This is a genomic window from Mycolicibacterium vinylchloridicum (assembly GCF_013404075.1).
GTDB classification, from domain to species: domain Bacteria; phylum Actinomycetota; class Actinomycetes; order Mycobacteriales; family Mycobacteriaceae; genus Mycobacterium; species Mycobacterium vinylchloridicum.
The window spans coordinates 1-23,528 of sequence record NZ_JACBJQ010000012.1 but is presented as its reverse complement, the minus strand read 5'-3'; the positions used below and the strand labels follow the sequence as shown (position 1 = coordinate 23,528).

General features: G+C 65.0%; 21 protein-coding genes. 5 read left to right on the top strand and 16 right to left on the bottom strand.

Annotated features, from left to right (window positions below; all coding sequences use genetic code 11):
• Positions 1 to 111: 111 nt before the first annotated feature.
• The 5 genes from HPC46_RS12320 to HPC46_RS12300 are packed head-to-tail and all read right to left on the bottom strand — an operon-like array spanning position 112 to position 4,494.
• Positions 112 to 717, bottom strand: a complete 606-nt coding sequence (locus HPC46_RS12320) for a GNAT family N-acetyltransferase (protein ID WP_179470147.1) — start codon at positions 715 to 717, stop codon at positions 112 to 114.
• 9 nt (positions 718 to 726) lie between these two features.
• Complete coding sequence (locus HPC46_RS12315; protein WP_325096643.1) at positions 727 to 1,617, bottom strand: SDR family NAD(P)-dependent oxidoreductase; 891 nt, start codon at positions 1,615 to 1,617, stop codon at positions 727 to 729.
• Positions 1,614 to 2,414 (bottom strand): enoyl-CoA hydratase/isomerase family protein, encoded by an 801-nt coding sequence (locus HPC46_RS12310; protein ID WP_179470143.1) that lies wholly within the window; start codon positions 2,412 to 2,414, stop codon positions 1,614 to 1,616. The genes HPC46_RS12315 and HPC46_RS12310 overlap by 4 nt, the downstream gene beginning before the upstream one ends.
• Positions 2,411 to 3,664: an NRAMP family divalent metal transporter gene (locus tag HPC46_RS12305; RefSeq protein WP_179470141.1), complete on the bottom strand. Its 1,254-nt coding sequence runs from the start codon at positions 3,662 to 3,664 to the stop codon at positions 2,411 to 2,413. The genes HPC46_RS12310 and HPC46_RS12305 overlap by 4 nt, the downstream gene beginning before the upstream one ends.
• Entirely contained in the window at positions 3,661 to 4,494 is an 834-nt protein-coding gene (locus tag HPC46_RS12300) for a magnesium transporter MgtE N-terminal domain-containing protein (protein WP_179470140.1), read from the bottom strand. Before HPC46_RS12300 ends, HPC46_RS12305 begins: the two co-directional genes overlap by 4 nt.
• A gap of 80 nt (positions 4,495 to 4,574) precedes the next feature.
• Between HPC46_RS12300 and HPC46_RS12295 the strand changes: the two genes are divergently transcribed.
• The 3 genes from HPC46_RS12295 to HPC46_RS12285 all read left to right on the top strand — a co-directional run bounded on the left by HPC46_RS12295 (position 4,575) and on the right by HPC46_RS12285 (position 7,078).
• Positions 4,575 to 5,870, top strand: a complete 1,296-nt coding sequence (locus HPC46_RS12295) for an acyl-CoA dehydrogenase family protein (RefSeq protein WP_179470138.1) — start codon at positions 4,575 to 4,577, stop codon at positions 5,868 to 5,870.
• Complete coding sequence (locus HPC46_RS12290) at positions 5,870 to 6,520, top strand: TetR/AcrR family transcriptional regulator (protein WP_179470136.1); 651 nt, start codon at positions 5,870 to 5,872, stop codon at positions 6,518 to 6,520. Before HPC46_RS12295 ends, HPC46_RS12290 begins: the two co-directional genes overlap by 1 nt.
• A 150-nt stretch (positions 6,521 to 6,670) precedes the next feature.
• A complete protein-coding gene (locus HPC46_RS12285) occupies positions 6,671 to 7,078 on the top strand; it encodes a hypothetical protein (protein WP_179470134.1) in 408 nt (135 codons plus the stop codon).
• Between the two features lie 137 nt (positions 7,079 to 7,215).
• On the opposite strand, the gene HPC46_RS12280 is transcribed toward HPC46_RS12285, so the two are convergent.
• Positions 7,216 to 7,377, bottom strand: a complete 162-nt coding sequence (locus HPC46_RS12280) for a hypothetical protein (RefSeq protein WP_179470132.1) — start codon at positions 7,375 to 7,377, stop codon at positions 7,216 to 7,218.
• A gap of 130 nt (positions 7,378 to 7,507) precedes the next feature.
• Here HPC46_RS12280 and HPC46_RS12275 point away from each other — a divergent pair, with 130 nt between their 5' ends.
• Positions 7,508 to 7,822: a hypothetical protein gene (locus tag HPC46_RS12275; RefSeq protein ID WP_179470130.1), complete on the top strand. Its 315-nt coding sequence runs from the start codon at positions 7,508 to 7,510 to the stop codon at positions 7,820 to 7,822.
• Between the two features lies 1 nt (position 7,823).
• Here the strand turns inward: HPC46_RS12275 and HPC46_RS12270 are convergent, their stop codons facing one another.
• The 8 genes from HPC46_RS12270 to HPC46_RS12235 all read right to left on the bottom strand — a co-directional run bounded on the left by HPC46_RS12270 (position 7,824) and on the right by HPC46_RS12235 (position 19,030).
• Complete coding sequence (locus HPC46_RS12270; protein WP_179470128.1) at positions 7,824 to 10,175, bottom strand: VWA domain-containing protein; 2,352 nt, start codon at positions 10,173 to 10,175, stop codon at positions 7,824 to 7,826.
• Positions 10,176 to 10,207: 32 nt separating this feature from the next.
• On the bottom strand, positions 10,208 to 11,149 hold the full coding sequence (locus HPC46_RS12265) for a PASTA domain-containing protein (RefSeq protein WP_179470126.1): 942 nt from the start codon (positions 11,147 to 11,149) through the stop codon (positions 10,208 to 10,210).
• Positions 11,150 to 11,323: 174 nt separating this feature from the next.
• Positions 11,324 to 11,932, bottom strand: a complete 609-nt coding sequence (locus tag HPC46_RS12260) for a hypothetical protein (protein WP_179470124.1) — start codon at positions 11,930 to 11,932, stop codon at positions 11,324 to 11,326.
• Positions 11,933 to 11,939: 7 nt separating this feature from the next.
• Positions 11,940 to 12,731: a DUF5336 domain-containing protein gene (locus HPC46_RS12255; RefSeq protein WP_179470122.1), complete on the bottom strand. Its 792-nt coding sequence runs from the start codon at positions 12,729 to 12,731 to the stop codon at positions 11,940 to 11,942.
• Between the two features lie 494 nt (positions 12,732 to 13,225).
• Positions 13,226 to 13,597 (bottom strand): hypothetical protein, encoded by a 372-nt coding sequence (locus tag HPC46_RS12250; protein WP_179470120.1) that lies wholly within the window; start codon positions 13,595 to 13,597, stop codon positions 13,226 to 13,228.
• Positions 13,598 to 13,742: 145 nt separating this feature from the next.
• Positions 13,743 to 16,133, bottom strand: a complete 2,391-nt coding sequence (locus HPC46_RS12245; protein ID WP_179470118.1) for a BamB-related PQQ repeat family beta-propellar protein — start codon at positions 16,131 to 16,133, stop codon at positions 13,743 to 13,745.
• A gap of 9 nt (positions 16,134 to 16,142) precedes the next feature.
• Complete coding sequence (locus HPC46_RS12240; RefSeq protein WP_179470116.1) at positions 16,143 to 16,814, bottom strand: DNA-binding response regulator; 672 nt, start codon at positions 16,812 to 16,814, stop codon at positions 16,143 to 16,145.
• Entirely contained in the window at positions 16,811 to 19,030 is a 2,220-nt protein-coding gene (locus tag HPC46_RS12235) for a sensor histidine kinase (RefSeq protein WP_179470115.1), read from the bottom strand. Before HPC46_RS12235 ends, HPC46_RS12240 begins: the two co-directional genes overlap by 4 nt.
• A gap of 684 nt (positions 19,031 to 19,714) precedes the next feature.
• Here HPC46_RS12235 and HPC46_RS12230 point away from each other — a divergent pair.
• A complete protein-coding gene (locus HPC46_RS12230; RefSeq protein WP_233716394.1) occupies positions 19,715 to 19,966 on the top strand; it encodes a hypothetical protein in 252 nt (83 codons plus the stop codon).
• Between the two features lie 43 nt (positions 19,967 to 20,009).
• On the opposite strand, the gene HPC46_RS12225 is transcribed toward HPC46_RS12230, so the two are convergent.
• Together HPC46_RS12225 and HPC46_RS12220 are read right to left on the bottom strand one after the other, a co-directional pair.
• Positions 20,010 to 20,687 carry a DNA-binding response regulator gene (locus tag HPC46_RS12225; protein ID WP_179470113.1) on the bottom strand — a complete coding sequence of 226 codons (678 nt, stop codon included), beginning with the start codon at positions 20,685 to 20,687 and terminating at the stop codon, positions 20,010 to 20,012.
• The gene (locus HPC46_RS12220; RefSeq protein ID WP_179470111.1) at positions 20,671 to 22,932 is read right to left on the bottom strand and encodes a sensor histidine kinase; all 2,262 of its coding nucleotides are present in this window, start codon (positions 22,930 to 22,932) and stop codon (positions 20,671 to 20,673) included. The genes HPC46_RS12225 and HPC46_RS12220 overlap by 17 nt, the downstream gene beginning before the upstream one ends.
• Between the last annotated feature and the right edge of the window lie 596 nt (positions 22,933 to 23,528).

The window sequence follows — 23,528 nt, the reverse complement described above, 5'->3', positions numbered from 1 at the left end:
GCCCGATTATCACAATCAGGAACGTGCGATGCGCAGTTTTGAACATCTTGAATTCAAGTATTTCCAAGCGACCAGCAAACGCTCAGGAAACAACGCACTCACGGCCGTCGGTTAGCGCGGCGCCCGCCACATCGGCCACAGCGACGGCCCGCCTTCGGGCAGCGTGAGTTCGCCGGTCACCTCGAAGCCGAACCGCTCGTAGTACGGGATGTTGTCGGGGTTGCTGGACTCCAGATAGGCAGGCGCGTATTCCGCGTCGCACCGATCCAGCCGGGACTGCATGAGGGCGCGCCCGTACCCGCCACCCCGCACTGTCGGGTCGCTGCCGATCATGGCCAGATACCAGTGCGGTTCCTCGGGATGATTGGCCTTCATCATGTCGGTGACGGTCCGCGCGGCCGCGAGCCGGCCCCGGAAGGCGCGCATCACGCCGGGCAGCATCGCGAGCTGCTCGCGCGGGGACTGCGTCCACCGCCCGGGGGGATCCCACAGCGCTGCGGCGCCCACCCCGTCGTCGGACGCTGCCACCTCGGTGCCGCGACCTGCCAGAAAGTGGTGCCGGGTCAGGGCACTGAACAGTCCGGGCAGCGCCGCCTTGCGACGCGCGGCGTCGGGTTGCACCCACGCCATCACGGGGTCGTCTTGAAAAGCCCGCCCCAACACCTGCGCTAGCGCGGGGATGTCGCCCTTGCGGGCGCGACGGACGTCGATGGGCACCACTGCAGGTTAGCCACCCAAAATAAGTGCGGCCTGTCGCTGCGACCAGTCCCACAGCCGGGCCGCCTGCTCGGGGTCGACGGCCCAGGCCGCATACCCGCCCTCGATGCCGTCCACCTGCGGATCGGCGATGCGGCAGTCCTCGAGGTAGCGCCCGCCGAGCCCGTCGAGGTCGGGGCTGGTCGCGGCCCACACCGTGGTGGCCGCACCGTGGGCGACGTCGGTCACCTCGAGGTTGGCCAGGGTGCCACCCTCGCTGAAATCGTCGCGGGTCATGTGCCGGGCCAGGTCGGTGTAGACGACCCCGGGATGCACGGCGAAGGAATGCACGCCGCGCGGGCCCCAGCGCCGCTGCGCCTCAACGGTGAACAACACATTGGCGGTCTTGCTCTGGCCGTAGGCCTGCCACTTGTCGTAGGCGCTCTCGTCGTCGTAGTTGGGGTCGTGCCACCGGATTCCGCTGAGCTGGTGCCCGCGGCTGCTCAGGTTGACGATGCGGGTGCCGTCCACGAAGCGGTCGGCCAGTGCCGTCGTCAGCACGAAATGCCCGAGATGGTTGGTGCCGAGCTGCATTTCGTAGCCCTGTGCGGTGCGCGACAGTGGCGGCGCCATCACCCCGGCGTTGTTGATCAGCACGTCGATGCGGTCGTGGCGCCCGGCGATCGTCTCGGCCGCGGCCCGTGCCGAGCGCAGGTCGCCGAGTTCGAGCGCGACGGTCTCGCAGTCGATGGATTCTCGGGTTTTGTCGATATCGCGCACCGCGGCCACGATCGTCGCCCCGGCGCCCTGCAACGCCCGCGCGGTCTGCAGTCCCAGCCCCGTGGAGGCACCGGTGATCACCACCGTGCGTCCGGTCAGGTCGATGCCGTCGAGGACGTCGCTGGTGGACGGTGAGCTCACGCCGGGTCTCCTGTCTGGCTGGCGGTGGAATGCCATACCGGCGGGCGTTTCTCCCGCCAGGCGGCCGGCCCCTCGGCCGCGTCCGGACCGCCCATCAGTTTCAGGTGCACCGTAGTCTCCTGCGCGGCCACCTCGTCGACGTTCGTCTCAGCCCACAGGAGTCGCTTGCTGTAGGCCAGCGAGGCGGGGTTGGCGTTGACGGCCACATCCCTGGCCAGGTCCAGCGCCGCAGGCAGCACCTCATCGGCGGGCAGGGCGCGGCTGGCGATGCCCAATGCGGCAGCCTCGCTGCCGGTGAACGTGCGGCCGGTGAGCAGGACGTCGGCGGCCACGGCCAGGCCGACGGCGCGCTTGAGGGTGTAGTGCACCGCGCAGTCGCCCACCACGCCCCGGCGTACCTGCGGGATAGCCAGCCTGGCGTCCTGGGCGACCAGCCGGATATCGCATTGCAGCGCCAGCGTGAGGCCGATCCCGATGGCGTGCCCGTTGACCGCGGCGATCACCAGCTTGCGCACCCGCCAGGCCGGCGGCTGGACGGGTGAGGCGCTGAATCCGTCCTCGGGGCGCTCGAATGCTGCGGCCGCGGCCGTCATGTCAGCACCGGCGCAGAATGCGCGGCCGGCTCCGGTGAGCACGACGGCGCGGACGGTGTCGTCGGCATCGCATCGGCGGTAGGCCTCGCCGAGCGCGGCGGCGGTCTCGGCGGAGAACGCATTGAGCCGCTCCGGACCGTCGAAGGTGATCAGGGCGACGCCGGAGGAATCGACGTCGACGCGGACTGTGGTCGGGTTGCTCACGGTGCGCTCCCTTCTGCTGCGCCGACGAGCGTGCTCACGCCCAGTGCCAACACACACATCAGTACCAGCGCGGTGGTCACGCCATAACCGATTACGCCCCTGCGACTGATTGCGAACCGGCCCATGAGGTCGCGGTCTCGGCCCAGCCCGATCATTGCGATCATCAGCGGCACCAGCAGCACCGCGTTGACCACCTGGGTACCGACCAGGATCGCCACCAGCGGGGCGTTGGGAGCCAGCACGATCACCGCACCGATCGCAGTGACAATCCCATACGTCAGGTAGAAAGTGCGCGCGTCGTGATACGAGTCGTCGATCGCGGCTTCCACGCCCACGTATTCGCACACGGAGTACGCGGTGGACAGCGGCAGGATCGACGCCGCCAGAAGCGCCGCACCGATCAATCCGATCCCGAAGAGCGCGGCCGCTGCCTCACCGGCCAACGGCTGCAAGGCGATTGCGGCGTCAGCCGCATCGGCGATACCATGCCCGCCCCGGTGCAACGTCGCCGCGCACGCCACCACCACGAAGAAGCCGATGACCCCCGTCAGTACCGCGCCGGTGACGACATCGACCCGCTCCAGTGGCAGGTCGCCGGTGCGCAATTTCTTGTCCACCGCGTAGGACTGCATGAAGGACAGGCCCCACGGCGCCAGCGTGGTGCCCAGGGTGGCCGTGACGATCACGATCGCAGACCCGGTCATCGGCATCGTGGGCACAAAGGTGCCGTGCAGCGCGGCACCCCAGTCGGGCTTGGCCAAGATTCCCGAGGCCACGTAGGCCAGGAACACCGTGGACACTGCCAGCAACAACCGTTCGACCCGATGGAAACTGCCCCGGAGGACCAGCAGCGACACCGCGACCGCCGCAGCCGGGACACTCACATAGCGGCTGACCCCGAACAGCTCGAATCCGGCTGCTATGCCGGCGAATTCAGCGCATGTGGTACCGATGTTGGCGACCACGAGCGCAGCAAGTGCGACCGCCCCGACCGTGACGCCGTAACGCTGGCGCACCAAACCGATCAGGCCCTGACCGGTCACCACACCCATGCGAGCAGCGAGGCTGTGGAAGACAACCAGGGCGATGGTGGACAGCAGCAGGACCCACAGCAGTTGGTAACCGTGCTCCGCTCCGAGTACCGAGTAGGTGGTGATTCCGGCCGGGTCGTCGTCTGACAGTCCGGCAAGAAGTCCGGGTCCGACGACGGCCAGCAGCGCACCGAACCGCTTGGTGGTGCGCGTGGTCATGACGACACCACCCCGGTATGCCGCCGCCGTGGCCACACCCGCGACCGAAGGAAGCGCCGCCCACGCAGCGCAGGCACCTGTTCGAGCCGCTGACGCCATCGACCGGCGTGCTCCTCGGGCATCGCCGCCACGATGCGGGCCGCATCGGTTCTGGGCATCGCCCGCAACACCCGTTCGCCGACCACCGGGTGCGCGGCGCGGACGACGGCGGCGGCGACGGCGGGGCCTCCGGCCGCCAGAACGTCGGCGGCCGACTCGGTGTCGAGTCGACTGACGAGTCCGGCAAGTTCGCGAGCATCGAGGTGGTGCACGACAGCGCGTGGGCTGCCGAGCTGAACGACGTGCCCGCGCTCCGACGTCAGGTGCACGTCGGTCCAGGCGATGACGTCCGCGCCGAAACGTCCGGCAAATCCGCCCAATCCAAGTCGGCGTAGCACGGCGCCGAACCCGACGTCGACCCCGACGAGTTCGATACCGCCGCCATCGGTGCGGGCCAGCACCACGTCGGCAACGCGTGCCAGACGCTGGCCGACGACATCGATGACCTGGGTGTCCAAGACGTCTCGCCCCAGCAGAATCTCGTACTCACGCATTGCGGCGGCGGTGTCGGCGGTGGACGTGGACAGTACGACACGGCCGCGTTCGAATATGGTCACCCGATCCCAGGGCACCAGCAGCGCCGCACCGTGGCGTGGTTGGACCAACACCCGCTGGACCCGATGCCGCCCGGACTCCTGAGCCAGGCTGACGGTCAGGTCGGTCAGTCGGCCGACCACCTGCCCGCCGGGATCTCGCACGTGGTGACCGATGACTCGGCTGAGCAACAGCACGGTGGAAGCATGCCTGATCGAAGGATTGCGCAACCGGGAGTCATTGATTAATACAGTTGCATCAGTTTATGCTCGCGGCCATGTGGGACTTTGAAACCGACCCCGACTACCAGAAGAAGCTCGACTGGGTCGAGGAGTTCATGCGCGATCAGCTCGAGCCGCTGGACTTCGCACCGCTGGACCCTTACGAGAAAACCAACCCCGAGGTGCTACGGGTGCTGCGCCCGCTGCAACAGCAGGTCCGCGACCAGGGGCTGTGGGCCGCGCACCTGGGCCCGGAGTTGGGCGGGCAGGGCTACGGGCAGGTCAAGCTGGCGCTGCTGAACGAGATCGTCGGCCGGTCTCGTTGGGCACCTTCGGTTTTCGGTTCGCAGGCGCCGGACTCCGGCAACGCCGAGATCCTCGCCATGTTCGGTACCGAGGAGCAGAAGGAGCGCTATCTGCAGCCGCTGCTCAATGGTGAGATCTCGTCGTGCTATTCGATGACCGAACCGCACGGCGGTTCCGACCCCGGGCTGTTCACCACGCACGCCGAACGCGACGGTGACGAGTGGGTGATCAACGGCGAAAAGTGGTTTTCCTCCAACGCCCGCAACGCCTCGTTCTTCATTGTCATGGTCGTGACGAACCCGGAAGCCCGTACCCACCAGAAGATGTCGCTGTTCATCGTGCCAGCCGAGACACCTGGCATCGAGATCATCCGCAACGTCGGGGTCGGGGGCGAGTCCGACGACCGTGCCGGGCACGGCTACATCCGCTACAACGACGTTCGAGTGCCTGCCGACCACGTGCTCGGCGGTGAGGGGCAGGCGTTCGCGATCGCGCAGACCCGGCTCGGCGGTGGCCGTGTGCACCACGCGATGCGCACAATCGCCCTGGCCCGCAAGGCTTTCGACATGATGTGTGAACGTGCGGTGTCTCGCAAGACCCGGATGGGGCCGTTGGGCGACTATCAGATGACGCAGGAGAAGATCGCCGATAGCTGGATCCAGATCGAACAGTTCCGGCTGCTGGTGCTGCGCACTGCCTGGAAGATCGACAAGTACCACGACTACCAGAAGGTGCGTCGCGACATCGCCGCGGTCAAGGTGGCCATGCCGCAGGTCTTGCACGACGTGGTGCAACGGGCCATGCATTTGCATGGGGCACTGGGGGTTTCCGACGAGATGCCGTTCGTGAAGATGTTGGTGGGTGCGGAGTCCCTGGCCATCGCCGATGGTCCCACCGAGGTGCACAAGCTCACGGTGGCCCGCCGCACGCTCAAGGAGTACGAGCCCGTCGACACCCTGTTCCCGTCGCAGCACATCCCGACGAGACGCGCCGCCGCGCAGGCCAGGCTGGCCGAGATGCTGGAACACGAGGTCGCCGAACTCTGATGGCGGCCGGCACCTCGGCCAACCTCGTGGCCACGGCAGAGCGGTTGTTCGCCGACCGCGGGGTCGACGCGGTGAGCCTGCGCGAGATCGCCCGCGAAGCCGGCGCACGCAACGTGATGGCGGTGCAGTATCACTTCACCGACCGCGCCGGGGTGCTGGCCGCGATCGCCGGCAAGCACCTGCCGGTGGTCGACGCCCGCCGCGATGCGCTGCTCGACGCGATCGAGGCCGACACGCGGCCGTCCATGCGGTCGATGGCCTCGGCCCTGGTCGCACCGCTGGCCGCGAAACTCGCCGACCCCGACGGCGGGCCGGCCTTCCTGCGCATCCACGCCGACCTGCTGAACCGCCCGGTGCCCACCTTCGATTTCACCGGGCATTCGGCCAGCCTGCAGCGCTGGCGGCAGCTGCTCGAGCCGATGTTCGACCCGGTGGCCCGCACGCTGCACCCGCGGCTGGGGGCGCTGGTGTACGCGGCGGTCGAGCTGGGCCGCCGCGCGGCCACCGCACCGCACGCCGATGACCGCTTGTTCACCAGCCATCTGATCGACACGGTCGCCGCGATGCTCGCCGCGGCGCCGTCGGAGGAGACCCGGTCACTGGCGCAGGAGCGGCAGGCCCGCAAGTCGCGCCCTCAGGTGCGCCGATAAATCGGTCAGCGAATATCTGGATGCGACAATTTGTCTACCGTTCGGTAGACAAAGGGGGTCCGCCGTTCGGCCTATATTCGCAGCTAGATCTACTATTTTGAAAAATTCGATGGGAACCTCTGGTGCAACACCCAGCACACGGAGGAACCAATGGCAAACACGCTCCCTTCTCGTCGATTCCGGATCTCTATGGCGGGAATGCTCGGCGCCGCCGGCTTCGCCGCCGCCATCGCCGGTGCGGGCATGGCGCACGCCGACGGGCTCACCGCGAACCCCGGGTCGGTCGACGCCGACGGAACTCAGGGCTCGTGGGCCAGCGCGGTCCACGGCTCTGAACGTCCGACACAAGGTGTCCAATTCGACAGTCACACCTTCGAGAACGGCGGCTGCGAAATCGGGCTAGGCGGCCAGCAATGCCACACGTCGGGGCTGTGGTCGAAAGCGAGCAATGACGCCGACAGCGCGCTGGATGCTGATGGCATGCAAGCCGACGCGGTCCGCGGACCGAACATCGCCGCCGCACCTCCGGCGAGAGTGTCACTGCCCAGGGGCTACTGACGGTGGTCTCGCAAGCGCCTCCGAGTTGATCGGCTGAGCGCTGGGCGAATCGCCGGACTGTTGCAGACATCGAGTCGCTTACCTGACAATGGTCGCCACTGCACAGTCGATCAGCAGGAGCGTCCACCGGTGCCGTTTCACTCCCCGCCCAACTGGCCCAAGCCGCCTCCGGGGTGGGTGCCGGGCCCGGACTGGACCCCCGATCCCTCCTGGCCGCCACCCCCGCCGGGCTGGGTGTTCTGGACTACCTCGGCACCGCCGTCCGCAAAACCCCCGTCCACGCTACGGCCTGCCGCCATCACACCACCCAAGGGAGCAGCACCACCGCGTTCCGTTGACAAGCCTCGCAGTATTGGTTTCCCTTCTGCGCCAACACCTTCCACCCCAGTCGGGCCGCCGCAGAAGCCCCGGGTCACATCTCCCGCCCAAATGTCGACCGTCCCGGTCCGGAATCTGATCGCCCGGCTGGCCGCGCTATGGCGCCGCGGCACCGAGGCTCTCATCGTCTACGTCAATCCGATCAGGCTGGGCTATGGGCTGACCGCCGCGGTCGGTGTCGCCCTGTTCGGCTGGTTCTTCGCCTTATTGCGGTTGTCCCCCAGCTGGATTTACGAGGGCTGGTTGTGGGGCGGCGTCATGCCCGTCGTGGCGATGTTTGTCGGCGTGGCCATCGGAATCGTCGGCGCCGTCGGAGTACGACGGTGGGATCACGCACGCTGGCTACGCTGGCGCGCCGCGCCCTGATTCAACTGGTGGAGGCGCGGTTGCGCCACAACCCGACGCCACCCAGCACCAGAGCCACCAGCCCGGCGACAAGGCCGAACAGGGCGCCCACAGTGTGCGACGGAACAACCCGCACCGGGTTGGACACATCCCGCAGCGCCCCATCGGCACCGATCCCCATGGCGTGCAGGTGATGCTCCCCGGGCCGGATATCGACCGGTAGCGGAACCCGATCTCTGATCGATCCATCGGCGCCGACCTTCGCCGACCCGAGGATCCGCGGTGTCGAATCCAATCGGAAGACGACAGTGGACGACGGGGCGAACCCATTGGCATCGATGCGCGCATCCCCGCCCACGAGATAGAGATCGGCCGCACCGAGGGTCGCGTTGCCGAACGCATTGGCCAGCGGGTTGAGCTTCTTCGCGTCAAGCGACACCCAGCTCACCTCGGCCGGATCGGTCATCATCGTCTTGGTGGCCGACCACGCTGAGATCGCCCGTGCCATCGCCTTGTTGCCCGCGGCGTTCGGGTGTAGCTGCTCCTGATCGCCGGCAGTCAGCAGGTTCTTGGAGAAGTTCGCGTAGCTGTTGGTCGCATCGCAGATGGTGTGATTGGGCTGGAACGCCGGTATCACATCGGAGGCGACGAAGATCGGGATGTGTTGGGAGCGCAGCGATCCCACCGCGGCCATGAGTTCCAGGTTCAGCATGTCAATAAAATCGTTGAAGAATGCCACCTCATTGGCGTTGATAGCCACTTCACAGTTCCCTGCCGCACTGGCGCCGGCCGGCGCCGACGGAACTATGCGGGGATAGGGCACAACAATGATGGGTGCGTACTTGTCATCCCGGTTGGCACGGGCAGCGGAGTCGTTGACCGCTCGATTCACGTCGCGGTAGACCCGGCGGACGCTATCGGCGATAGCGGAAATCCGATCAGCCGCCCCTCTACGGTACTGCCCCTCCTCGATCGGACCGAACCGTGAACAAGTCTGTCCCGGGCCCGCCAAGATGCACCATTTGACGGTGCCTGCAAAGTCGGCGTCGTTGCCACCGATGCTCAACAAGACCGCGTCCGGCGAGTCCTTGGATAGCGCCAGGCGACGCAGCCGGCGCAACTGCGGCTCGACCGGCTTGTCGTTCGACTTCTGTTGATCGTAAAAGTCAGCAGTCACCGCACCCGAGCAGGCAATCAGCGTCACCGTCTTCGCGCCCAGCACCCTCCCGTACGCGTTGGCGGATCGATGGCACTTGTTGCCGGCGACACCGTCGGTGCCGGAGTCGTAGTCGCCGGCGCCTTCCCCCGACGAGTACGAATCACCCAGTACCGCGATGCTGTCGACACCGGTCAGCAGCCCGTTCAACGTCGGTTCAGCCGTTGTCGTCGTCCCGTCGCGGCGTTGCGGCCTGGCGTTGACGGCGGTGGCGACGACCGTCCAACTGAACTTCTTGTCGACCTGCGCGGCGTCTGGTCGCACGGTCACCTCGAGTTGCCGGGACTGCCCAGGATCGAGATTGCCGAGGAACTGGATGGGCCGGGGAACCAGCAGGGCCCCAGGGTGATTGGCGTCGTCCCGGAAATCCACGGACACCCGCACGTCGGTCGCGGCCTTGCGGCCACTGTTGGCGACCTTCACGACGACCTTGGGACCGTCTGCGCCGCTGCCACTGACCACCGCCAGCGGGTCGGGCACTGACGCCTCGAGCGTCAGCTTCGCACCGCTGAGGTCCTCGACCGCATCGCGAAGTTGATCCTTGTCCTTCGCGTCGATGTAGCGGCCGCCGGTCGACTTGGCGATGCAGGTCAGTTCATCTGCACCTTTGTCGTTGATCTGGAAACCCACCGTATTGACCCGTACTTCAACACCCTGGGCGGACAGATCCTTGGCCACCTGGCAGACATCGTTTGAACCGCAATTGGATTCGCCGTCGCTGACGAGCACGACGGTGCCCCGCTGCGTCGGGCTGTTCTTGATCAGCTCGGCGGCGTGTCGCAGAGCCGGCGCGGTCGGGGTGTCACCGTCCGGGGTCAGCCTGCGCACCGCGGCTGCGGTAGTCGGCTGATCCAGGGGTCCGAGCTTGATCTCGACCTTGCCCTCCGAGCACCCGTTGGCGACGCGGGCTCCGTTGCCCGGGTACGCGATCAACGCGAATTGGGTCTGCGGCGGAAGGGCATCGACCAGTCCGAGAACCGCGGAACGTGCACCCACGATACGTTCTGTTCCGGAGTCGTCCTTATCACTCATCGAGCCCGACGTGTCGAGCACGACGATGACGGGGTTGTAGGCGTCATTGGTGGTGGTGGTCGCCGGGTCGGCCTGCGCCGCGGGAGCGGCAATGCCCGCTATCGCAGAGAGATTCAGCGCCAACATGACTGACAGGAGCAACCGGAGGGCCCGATCCATCATTGCGCCGCAATCGCATTGAGCCCCTCAGGCAGTCCGAGGAGCTTCCCGTCGCCGAGTATCACCGTCGGGCTCTGCTTGGGATCCGCCGTCGTGACCTCGATCCGCATCCGCATCACACCGTTGAGGTCGGCGCGGATCGGCGTCGACTGGCCCAGTCCCACATCGGCCGACGCCAGCTCCCGGCCGTCGCCGAACACCACCACGTGTGCCGGTCCTGTCTTACCTCGGTCGTCGGTTCCGACGGTCGCCTCAAGCGCGGCAGCTTGCCGAGACAGCGCATATTCCACGAACGCCGGCTTCTCCCCCGGCTCACACCTGACGCTGTCACCGACAGTGGTCCCGTTGATGGTGACGTTGTCCACTGTGCCGCAACGCGTATCGTCGACCGAGTTGACCGACGCCAGCGTCAGGGCATCACCGGGATCGCCGACGGTGATCGAGACGACTGTCGGCATAGTCTCGCCCGGCTTCGGGGAGATGTCGATAATCTGCCCCTTCGGGACCGACGGGTTGAACTGCGGCACGATCTCCACAACGGCACCGAGTTGTTCCAACGCGGTGCGACCGTCGGTCATCGGCTTGCCGAGGACGTCGGGCACGGGTGCGGGAACCGAGACCGTCAGTTCAATCGTGTCGACAGAAGTCGTTCCAGCGGAGGGATTTTGGGCCACCACCATCGCCGACGGTCCGGCCGCCGGTCGCTCTTTGACGGTCAGCTTCACATCGCTGAGCGCGGCATCGCTGAGCACCGTCTGCGCCACGTCGCGGTTCAGGCCCAGAACCGCCGGCATGGGCTGCGCCTTGCGGTCCTGCGCGGACAGCAGGTCTCCCGGATTCACGCTGATGGCTTGCTCAGCCACCACCGTCGGCGGAATCAGCAGATAGGTCAGCGCGCCACCGACCAGCAATAGCCCCACAATGGTGGCCGGCCAACGCATGCGTACCAACCATCCCCGCTTTCGCGCAGGTGCCGGGATCGCTGCCGTTGGAGCCGCGGCGGTATCGGCGGGCGGCGACGGCTGCGCACCGCGACCCCACACCGGCTTAGCCGGATTGTCATTGCCAGGTTGATCTTGGCCACGGACCATTGCTGTCCCTTTTGTCGAGGCAGGTTAGGGGGACTGCGTCGGCTGCATCCCCGGCGGCGCAGCTGAGCTTGGACGGCTCGATATCACGTACTGCCAGGCAGCGATTGCCAGCACCGCAATCAAACAGATCAGGGCGACGATCAGCCCGGAACCGAGCCCCACACCGAGGTCCCCATCTGCGCCGACGGTCCGCCGCAAACCCCGCATGCTCACCTCTTTGGCCAGTGGGCCCGTGACTGAAGTCGTCCGATTGGGCCTGATGGCCACCGAGGCGGTGAGGACGAGCGCGCCAACGGCCAGCGCCGCCGTTCCACCCCACAGGGTCCGGTTCGACCCCGACACCGCTTGAGTCATCGCCACCGCTGCGGCAACTGCCAGTGTCAACGGAATGACCGCCGCCACAGGAACGTTGGCGACGATCCAGGTGTAGAAGCCGAAGTGGACGCCGACAGTCTGCTCAACGTCGTCGCCGTCCATGATCGTGAGCCCAGGGCTCAGATCCGACAGCGCGACCTGCAGCGTCCAGATCGGCAGAAGCGTGCTCAACAATCCGATGACCGCCATCGCGCCCATCAAGGCAGCAGGCAGCCAGGTGATCGGTGGCCGCGTGACGGGGATATGCGGGCCGGTCATCCGCAGCTCACCACCGCGGTTGAATGGGCGGCACCGTCCCACCCGGCGGCCCGGCCGGCGGGGCGACGACATTGCGTTTGAACACCATCACCACCGCGGCCGCCCAGGCCACCGCACCGAATATCAGGGCGATGATCAAGCCGGCGCCGGGACCCACCGAGGCGACTGAGTTGACAAAGTCCTCGACCGTAACGCTGCCGACGTTCTTTTCGAACTTCGCGGCCATCTGCCCGGTGAGTTCGACCGACGGTAGCGGGCTGCTGATCGTCAACATCAACGCCAACAACGTTCCTGTGCCGGCGAAGACCGCGGCCAGGGGCGCCGTCTTGCGGTCGGCACCCAAGACAACCGGGACCGCACACAGCGCGGCCAACACCATCAAGACCGGAACAGCCTGCGCCACAATGGGTGGCGCGAAGATCGGCATCACATCGTAGAAGCCGATGTCGACATTGATCTGGCCGGCCGGCGCGTCATTGTGCGGCACGCTCGCCGCCGAGGGTGTCACGGTGACGCTGTACAACGCCAGCAGTGACCCGAACAGCACGATCAAGCCCGCCGCCACGACAACGACCGCGGCTATTCTTGGCGTTCCCAGCGCTGCGAGGTTGATGCTCGGGCGCGGAGCACCGTAGGACTGCTGAGCCCACTGCGACTGCGGCTGCGCACCCGGCGCCGACTGACCATACGAAGCCCCGGCTGGAAAGGCGGACTGTCCCACAGGTTGGCCGTATCCCGGGACCGGGTATTGACCGGGCTGCTGTCCTGGGTATTGCTGCGGGTCATACGGATTGCCCACCAACGGCCCCTTACTTTTCATCCGTATCGACGCAAGACGGTCGATGCCTTGCCGGAAGCATGCCAGTCTCTGCCCGTCTCTGTGTAGCAGGAAAATTTTTGGTCCACGTCGAGCCCACCAGATTCGTACGAACGGACGACAGCCGACGTATCACAGGCGAAGCAGGTACACGTTGGTATCTACTACCATCGCGACCGACTCCGGCACGCTGTCGAGGGGCACATTATCTGCGTCGGCACTCACGACTCCTTCCGGACGACGCTCTGGCGCTAGGCCGAACTGCGGCCGGTGATGGACAGGGGAAGATCATCTTCTATAGCAACAGACACGCGAAAAACCACGCCGCCGGCGTGTTGAGCTGTAGCGACCCGAGCGATCCGGTTACCGGAATACCCTGCCCAGCAGAGCCTTTCGTATCCGCGTACACCCTCGCGGGCATTGCAAGTAGCGACTCGCCCTCTCCTAGCGTCGGTGATGTCGAACAGGTGTCGAGTTCACTTGTTGAAGTTCGACCACGTCACACCCTTGCCGACCGTTGAGCCTGGGTTTTCCGCACAGTAGCTGTCCACTTCGTTGGAAGCCACGGTGACGTTCATGATGTAGCTGCCTGCCGCCGCGTTGTAGTGGTGGCTGCCGGCTGGGTCGATCCCGTGCGCGGACAGCAGGTCACTGACCGCGTTGGTATTCGCCACGTACTGCGACGGGTTCGTTCTCACTGAGTTGTACGTGGAGCAACTCATTGCACCCATCGAGGAGCCTCCGCCGCTGCAGGCGGTGACAGCAGCGGCCGCCGCCGCGGCGATCAGGAAGTACCCAACCCGTCGCGGCTGCGCAGCTGAACTTGATGTCATAAATCGGGCGATCACAGCGTGCACGGTAATGGGCCGCCGCGCGGTCGCAGGAGACAACGCCGCCGAAATCGATCGAACGGATGACACGCCGCCACCCCACACGAGCATTTCGACCTGCGGCTGAAAATGTCCCGACGTTGGACTGCTGTATTCCAGATTGCTACGGGAGCGCGTCGGAGTCATAGATCCGCAAGCCTCCACCATCGGCAACGAAGCTCAGCCAGCGAAGTTCGGACTTCGTGCTGCCGTCACGCAGGTGATAGTCCAGTTGCGCCAACACACTTGTGTCATCACGCGGGCTGATCGACAGCACCGACACCGATTGGACACTCGACCACCAGTCGAGGTAGTCCTGGTGGCCGTTGCGCTCAGCGAGATGCGAATCGAGTTTCGACCACGCATCGTCGACATTGGCCGGCAGTTCCCCGTAATACGCGAGGACGAGGTCGCGCATCACGTCGAAGGTGACAGGGCCGGTGATCGTTTGTGGCCCAGGTGTACGACCCGCCCCGGTGGCGGTGTGGCTTGATCTCGACGATCCCGACATCGATGCACCGTGGCTAACCGACTCGTCCTGGTCACAGGCCACCACCAGGGTGGTGGCATCCAGCTCGGAACCGCCCTGCGACGAAGCGGCACCGTTTGCGCCCTGTCGGCCAAACCGTGGGTCCCACGTTCCAGTGGGAAAGCGGAATTCGTGCTCCACAAACGGATCCGAACTACTGCCTCCCGAATTGGGCGGCACAACAACCGGATTTGTGGACAGATCGAAAGTTCCTGACGCCACCGCAGCGTCGCTGGACCTCACAGTGAGCGTCGTCTGACTGCCTGACAGGACATCACCGCTCGGACAGTGCGCAACGATCCGCATCCTGATCACGAGCTCTCCGTTGTCAGTGCGCACACTTTCGGGCCTGAACTCCGGCACCCGACCGCATTTGGTCACCAACTTCGTTGTCGCCGCATCACGGAGGCTCCCCGAAAGCGGCGGCACCACCGCGGCCGGTCCGGTCGGACGCAGCAACTGGATCCGGCTGTGGCTCACCGTCAGGAGCCCTTCCGAGGTGGCGTAAAGCTGCGGCGGCTCACCCGCAACCCCGTCGGTCGACCACGCCAGCGTGCCATCCGCGAGGTTCACCGCGTCGATGTCGCCGTTGTCGTTCGACAACAGCAGGTGCACCCCGTCTGTCAACTTGCTGAATCCGTAATGGCCCTGCGGTCTCGTCCAAGTCCAGAGCCGCTCACCAGTCCCGATATCGATCGCCGTCACGCCGTCGGCAGCGCCGCCGACCACCACATTGCCGACGAGTGATCGACCCTCGTTCTTGCCGTCGGGCACGAACTCCGCACGCCAGAGCTCGGCACCAGTAGTCGGGTCAAGACCCCGACCGTCCTGGTCGACCAACGGCGCGGGGCCGCCGGCGTAGGCCTGCAGCGAGGGCTCGCGCACCGCGGTCTGCGCCGAGAACAGCTGCCTCCCTCGGTCGTCGACCACGTCGGTCGGCCCCGTTGCAGCATCCTTGTTCAACACGCACCGTACAGCCGTGATCCGCGATCCGTCCTCAGCGACCGACACATTGGTTATGGGATAGTCGAACAGTGCCGAGCCGTCGTCGGCCCGCAACACCGCATACGCGCCCCCACCATAGCTGCCCCAGACCAGGCCGTGATCGACCCGCAGGCTCGAGAACGTGCCGTGCGTGCTGCAATCACCTAGCCGGACAGTGGTTTTCCATCCGTCGGAGGGGTTCTGCCGGGAACCCTTGGTGACCACCATCGCGTCAGGCCCAAGGTCAGAGCGGTAGCCGGCCGTGTACAGACTGCGGCCATCTGTCGCAATCATGCGAGCATCGAACGGAACCGACGCCGACGACGTGGTCGCACCGCTTTTCGCATCGATGAACACCAGCGTGCTCTGTTGAGAGCTCGTGACGACGATGCACGGCCATGCACCGTCCAGCAAGTCGCGCGCACATGCCAACGGCCCGCTGGATACCGACCACTCCAGCGCGCCGTTGGACAGGTTGAACGAACTAAGTTGCCGATGTCCAGATCCCGTGGGCAAACCAATGAACGCCACTACGTGGCCGGCGGCGACGATCGCGCCGTTGGTGTCGGGAATGTCGGTCCCGAATGACGGGTCCAGGAAGTGAGCGGGTGTGGCGTCGTGGACCACGCTGCCCGCATCGACCGACCAGGCCGCCACAGGCGCAATCGGGTATGTACCGGTGAGCATGAACTGTGGCTGTTTCGCCGCAGGCGACGAGTTGTTCGACCACAGTACGCCGATCGAAATGCCGGCCACCACAGTCAGAACGGCGGCCAGCGCGCCGACCAGAAGCGCGCGGCGTCGACGCGGGCGGGTTTCACTTTCCAACTGCCAGGCGGTTTCCACCGGGCCGAATTCCTCTGCCGCGGTTTCGGTGTCATCGATCCAGAACCGCCAGCCGGGCGGTGCCGGCGGCCAAGACGGGTCAGGAGTCCAGCCGGACGGTGGTATCCATCCCTGCGGTAACGGCCAATTGGGCGGCCGGTTGAAGTGCGACGCCATGAGCTGCCCCTAGAGATCGTCAACCACGATGATGGCGTCCTGGATCGCTCGCGCGACGAGGGCCGACTTGGTCGGAGCTGGGCGGCCGACCGCGGCATACTTCGCCCGGATGCGCTGCAAGTGTGTGCGCACGGTGGTCGGCGCAATGTGCAGCTTCTGCGCGACCAGATCCTTACTCTCCGTTTGGAACCAGGCGATGAGGACCTCACGCTCTCGTGCCGCGAGTTTAGGCCGCCCGAAGTTGACGTCGTTGACGATCGCGCCCGCCATCTGTGGGCCCACGTAGGGCTCGTCGGTCCGGGCGGCCTCGACCGCATCGATGAGGTGCCGCTTCCCCTCGGACTTCACGAGGTAAGTCACCGCACCCAGATCCAAGCATCGCAGAATGATCTCGTCGGCCGACAGGTGGGAGTAAACCACCACGCGATAGCCAGCCGCGATGATGCGCTGCAGCCCTTCGAAATCAGAACGTCTGCTTTGCAATTCCAGGTCGAATATCACCACGGTGTGGCCGGCCCCGGGCGGCTGTTCAGCGAGGAACTCCTCTGCCGAGAAGTACCCGCCAGCCACCTTGATTGGTGGATCCGCCCGCGCACACCACACTTTGACCGCTTCGTGGATCGCTTCATGGTCGTCGATGATGGCCACCGCCACGGGTGAGCGCCCTTGCTGAGCGCTCATGCGGGCTGCTCGCTGCAGGGGACTTCGCACGTGATCCAACGGGTGTCGGCAGATGCTATGACGTCGACTCCAGCGCCCACGCAGACCAGGTCGAAATCTTCATCGGCGACATCACACACCACGCTGCCGGTGAGCTTCGATTCCGCGGTCGTCACGACCACCCGCGCATAGCTGCGCGCATGGGCCAACGCCTCGCCGATCGTCGCGAGCAGAGCGTTTGCATCGCGTGCGCTGACGTTGGCTGTCTGGGCGTCGATGTGTGCGGTGACGTCGAGGCCTCGCCCGGTTGCAGCGTTGACCACCGCGCGAATCGATTCCAGCCGGGGCGGTGTTCCGCCTCGCGCGGCATCGAAGAGGTGTCGGAGACGTTGGTTCTCGGTGCGGGCCTGACTGCGCAGCTCCGGAGTCAGCGGTCGCCCACTGCTCAGCTCGGTGAGGACGGGCAGGAGGCGCTCGACCGTGCCGGCGTGGCGCGTCTCGTAATCATCGCGGACAGCCCGAGCTACTTCCCCGTCGATCATCAGCTGATCCCGGATTCGATTCTCGGCGTGGACGTCGCGTACATCCTGCTCGATGATGGACGTACAGAAAGTGAGCGCGATCTGCGGCACCAGGAAATTGGCCAACCCACAGGCAATCGCGACAACCATCGATGTAGACGGAACACGCAGCAGGTCAACCGCGGCCGGGATCAGCCAGAAGAGCGCGACGATGGTGATCGCACGAGACGGCGAGCAGCGCATGAGTTGAGGGATCAGGCAGAATCCGACAGCCGAAGCAGCCCAGTGGATCTCAGTGTGCAGCTGGCTTCCGCTCAGTAGCGCTGGCTGGGCCAAGGCGACGAATGCCAGCACAACAACGGCGACTTGGGAGAATCCCCACCGATGCCAGACGATTCCGGGAATGGCTGCCAGCGCACAGATGATCGCGATCGAGGCCAGAAGCCATTCAACCCGTGGGTGTGCCCCATGAGCTATTGACCACGGCGCAGCCGCGATGACGTTGACCACTGCGTAGCCCGTTGCAGCCAAGCCGAACACGACGCGGATTCGATCGATGAGACCGCCGGAGCCGTCAGCGGGCTCGTCGGGCTCCGGCTCTTCCGCGTCATCGATCCAGGTCAATTCCACAGCAGTTCCGCGTCCAGGCCCTGAACTTATGGCGGCCGTTCCACCAGCTCGCCGCATTCGCCCGATGATCGACTCGCTCAGGCCGTATCCGTACCGCCCTTGATCGGCTGCCATGCCGATTCCGTCGTCATGAACGACAATTCGCGTGCCTTCGACCTCCACCACGATTTCGCACGCGTCCGCGTGACGCTCAACGTTGTTGAAGGCCTCGCGCACCGCTGACTGCACCGCGGAAGCGAGGCCCCCGCGCAGCCAGAGGTGGCGCCTGCCGATGAAGCGAACAGGGATCGTGACGTGGCATGCTGCGGAATGCAGTGCTGCGACCACGTCGACGCGGCGCAACGGTCGGTACAGCGGGTGCTGCAGGATCGTCAGGTCACGCGCGGCCTGCGCTGCCAGTTGCTCCCGTGCCGGTTCGTCGACCTCGGTTGCCAGCAACAAGGTGGCCGCTGCGGTGTCGTGAAGAGTGGCGAGTTGTTCACGCTCGGCGGCGAGACGTTCGGCGGCCACCGTTGTAAAGAGCTGTGCCGAGATACGTTGCTGGCGTGCAATATCCATGGCAGTGGTCAATTGGAGCCTTGCACGGCGGATGAGGAAGGCCGTGAGCGTCACCACCGTGACGCCATACAAGTCGTCGGAGACGAACGGCCCCAGCCAGTTTGTCGCGCTCGCTTCGGCGATCGCATAGATGGCGGTCAGGCTCAGCCATAGCGGCACCGAAAGCCGCGCGGGCAACTCGATGACGATCGTAGCGACTGTCAAAGTGACGATCGCCTGCGCCGCGCCAGTCGCCACGCCCGCGCCGGCGCAGCCGTTCACCATCGGGATGGCGGCGGCAACCACGGCGGCCCAGCCCCAGTCCGCGACAGCGAGCACGCGGCTCGGCGATCGCGTCACCAGCCGCATGAGCGCCCAACAGGCAAGTGCCGCCGCGAGATACCGATGCCCATATCCCCACGTGCCAGGATCCGCGAGCATCGCAACCGCGGCGATCAAGTTGGTGCTGTTGCGCACCACCGCGCACAACCCTTTGCCGCGGCGCAGGATCCGCCGCGACGTCGAACCAGTGGTAACCGATGAGGTCATGTCGTGGATCGGCCGATAGTTACAGCCGCGCCTCATCCCTTCCCCCTCTAGAAGCGAACCAACCCACTGTGCTGGCCTGAGCGGAATATAGACGCAAATTTAATCATCGACAACGTAAGTTCACCTATGCGTCCAAGCCTTGGCCGATCGGAGTACACGCAGTGTCAGTCGTTCGTATGACAGCGGTGCGCACGTGAACTTGGGGAGCGAACGTCTTGCCTTGGTCGCGATCAGCTCACGCAATAGCTTGGGGGCCGTAGGAATTCGGCGGTGTAGGAGTGGCAATTGATGACAGCAGTGACGCGTCTCCTGTCAGTCGAACGTCTGAAACACCGCCCATAGCTGTAATCCGAACGTCTTATTGAGCTTCGGCCACCTTTACCGCTCCGAATGCCGTGCGTAATTTAGCCGTTATCAAACTACCCTTTCGCAGTGAAATTAAGGTCTGAGGTGACATTGGGTTGCAATCTCTGACGCGGCTTCGGCCGCCCTTCCTGCCGTAACCGCGTGTGGCGGGCACAGGTGTATTCGCCTGTTGAAACACCTTCAGCAATCGTCGATCGGACGGAATACCCCGATCTTGATTCGCAAAATTGCGTTGATCTCACGGGCATTCCGCAGGCTCGTGAATCCGCACTCATGGCTAATTAGTCCATTCGCAAAAGGGAACAGAAGGGAAATCAAATGGGGAAAGTCACACTGGCGATGGCTGCCTGCGCACTCATCGCCGGGGCGATTGGTACCGCCGCGCCGGCCGCTGCCGGCTGCAACAGCGTGTCGGTCAGCATCTTTGGTGGCGGCAGTCGCTGCGACGGGCCGGTCGACCGGCTGGGGAACTTCACCCGATGCGACAGCGGCTATGGGATGGGGATCGGGGGATCGCGTTGCTACGTAGTCAACTTCGGCGACTCCGGACACCCGCCACACATTCCCTGATCGGTTTGCTGCCGAATCATCGCAATTGAGCGGACGCAGCCGATCAGAGTTCCTCGATGCTGATGATGCCGTCTTGGACAGCCCGGGCGACCAAAGCCGCCTTGGTGGGAGCGGGCCTCCCCACGGCGGCATACTTGGCGCGGACTCTTTGGAGATAGGTCTTCACCGATCCCGGTGAGATGAACAGCTGATGGCCGACGAGCTCTTTGCTCTCCGTTTGGAACCATGCCAACAGCACTTGCTGTTCACGTTCGGTCAAATCGGGCCGGCCAAGGCGGCGGTCGTTGTTGATGGCGCTGGCCATTCGGGGACCGACGTACGGGATGTCCCTGGCAGCGGCGCGAATGGCCTCCAGAAGATGGTCTTTCCCCTCGGCTTTGGCGACGTAGGCCGTCGCCCCGATGTCCAGCGTCCGGAGGATCGCTTCGTCACTTTCGATGTGCGAGAACACGATCACGCGAAATCCGATGGCCGCGATATGCTCGACAGCACTGAAATCCGGTCGGCGGCTTTGTAGTTCGAGGTCAAGCAGCACGACATCTAGATCACCGACATTGCCGCCGCGCTCAGCGACGAATTCCTCGACGGTGGCGTAGGTGGCCACCACATGCACCGGCGGATGCGCTTGCTGGCACCACGTCTGGATACCCGCGTGGATGGCGTCGTGGTCATCAATGACTGCAACGCGGATGGCGGACGCACTCTCAGCCGGCGAGGACATGGCTATGAGCTCCTTGGTGTGAGGCGATGTGAGAGACGAGCAACCAGATGGTGTTGTCGGCCTCGATGATGTCGATATCGACACTAGGATCTTCGGAAAGCTCAATGGGCAGCGAAAGTCCATGGCACACAATGCTCACCGAAATGTCCTGAGCTGAGCAGCTAACGACGATCCGGGCGGCTTCTGTGGTATGTGCCATCACTTCGGCCACCGGCCGCAGCAGTGCATCGATCTCCGCGGGCGGGAGATCTGACAAGTCACCCGCCAGGTCGACGGTCACTCCGACCTGACGCGCTTCGGCGGCGTCCACCAACGGGCGGACCGCCTGCATGAAGGGATGTTCGAACGTGGCTGCCTGGTCAAACAACGCACGCATCCTTCGGGACTGGGCACGAGCGCGGGCCCGGAGGTGATCGTCGACGACGGCGCCATCGCTGAGCGCCCGCAGCAAGGGGACTACATTGTCAACCAGCTGGGCGTACCGACGTTGATACTCGGCGCGCAACGCACGTTCGACCAGGTCCCGCAAAGCTATGCGTTTGTGAGCGTGAACCTCGGCCTGTGCCGCGAGGGCTGACTCGCGCATCAATCCGTTGAAGGCGAGCGCGAAGAGTTGCACGCCAAGAATACTGGCGCTTCCCAGGCCGATATTGACCAACGCGGCGCTCGTGGGGTTGCAGATTAGTTCGACTGCGGCACCGACGGACCAGTACGCGATGAGGATCCCCACACCCGTCCGGGTCGAGAACCCGAGAAGCAACGGCAGCGCACACCACCCGATCGCGCCTTGCGCCCAGTCGGCATTGCCGCCAACCATCGTCGGCTCCAAGAGCAATCGCTGGATGATCACGATGACCATCAACACTACGCCAGCGGGCCAGACGAGACGCGGGCGGCTGGAACGGATTCCAGGGACCGCCGCAAGCGTGCACACGGCGGCCGCCAACGCCAACGCCGCATTCAGGACACCATGACCGGCGGTGATGACCGAGTGCGGAACGGTGAACGCCAGGTTGGCCAAGGCGTAGACAACCAGTGCCAGTCCGTAGCGGACGCGAAGCCGTTCGATCAACCTGTCGGGGTCGCTCGGCAGGTCAGTCGCGGTTTCAGAAGACGGCTTGGGCCAAAGGAGTTCAGTCTTCGTACCGCGGCCGGGTGCGGAGGTTATCACCGCGGTCCCGCCGGCCCGTTGCATCCTTCCGATTATCGAATCGGTCACGCCGTGCCCAGTTCGTGGACTGGCGGGATCGAATCCAATCCCGTTGTCGATCAGTACAACTGACTGATCAGTGACGTTGATCGTGACCTCGGTTGCGTTCGCGTGCCGATCGACGTTGTTCATGGCTTCGCGTGCGGCAGCGATCACGGCTCTCGCGGCCTCTCCGTTCAGCCACAACCGGTCGCGGCCCTCGAAGCGGGCAGGCGTGTTCATGTGACTGGCGCAATTACGCAGGGCGTCAACCAATTCCTGGCTCGTCGGCGGAGCTTCCCACGAGCTCTCTTCGAGCAATTGCAGGTCGCGGCGCGCTTGCGCGGCGAGCCGTTGCGGCGCCAGATGCCCGCCCTGACCGACGATCAAGAGTGTCGAGGCTGCAGTGTCATGCAGCAGCGCGAGCTGTTCCCGCTCGTACTGCCGCACGGCATCACTGACTTGCCGATTGAATTCCGCAGCCGCACGCGCAGCGCGTGTCCGGTCGATGGCTGCCGCAATCCGCAGAAGCATGAATCGCAACAGCGCAGCCGTAATCCATTGCAAGGCAAAATAGTACAGCGCTGCCACCGGACCGATGTGCGACCAGCCAAGAATCTGTGCGCTACCCCAGGCGTAAGCCGCGGCGATTCCGACCGTCATGGGCAGGCTCACCGCGGCCGGAGCCGACACGGCAAAGCTGACTACAGCCGTGCCAGCGATGGCCTGCGGTGCGCTGTTGGAGGCATAGAACAGCGGGTCAGGGGCGAGCGCGGGTATCGACACACATACAGCCAGCACGAGCACGTAATCGATGACCAAGGGCAGCCAGTGCCGCGACCGCGTAGCGACGCGATACAGCGACCAGCAGCCCAGCGCGGCCAAGAACCACTCGCCGACCGGCAGGGCCCGGGATCCGGAATCGGCCAACATAACCAGCGCGACGATCAGGTTGATCCAGTTGCGCATCAGCAGTCCCACCCTGACGGCAGGTCGCAGCATGTGCCGCCGCGATGCGCTCAGATCGGTCGCGGGGCTGCCGACGGTCGCGATCAACTACTCACCACCAGGGCACGATCCGCAATGGGTAGCGAAGAAATCGATTCGGGTAGTCGGCTTGTCCGTCTGCATGAATGTTGGACTGCAGACACTTGCTGTGCGGAGTTGCACTGACCCCTATCCAAGACGCTCAGCATGGCCGTTTGGAGCCGGCCGCATCGGGATGCGGTGCGTGAATGCTCGACCGTGTCAGAGTTCTCGCAACCATCAGCAGCGCTTGCCATTTCGACGGGTCGCGCGACTCTCGCCGGCACCTCACTTACACTCTCGCTGATCAAATCACGTTTGTGATCCACTTCGCGCTCAGTGTTACCGATTGCCGGCACGCGGAATGGATGAACCAGTGCTTCTTCGTCATACGTTCGGCCGACAAGAATAGCGGAGATAGGCCGATGGAATGCAACGGTCCCGTGACATTTGACGCTCCGATTGCGGTTAAATTTAGACCGACGCGAGAATACGTTTGGAGGAATTGTCAATACCTGTGGATCGGGGTGTTTCAGGCGACCTCCGTTTCGGTTGATTCGGCCGGCTCGGGCGGTGTGATGTCGGCGGGGCGTTCGAGTAGCTTGCCTTTGTGGAAGACGGCGCCG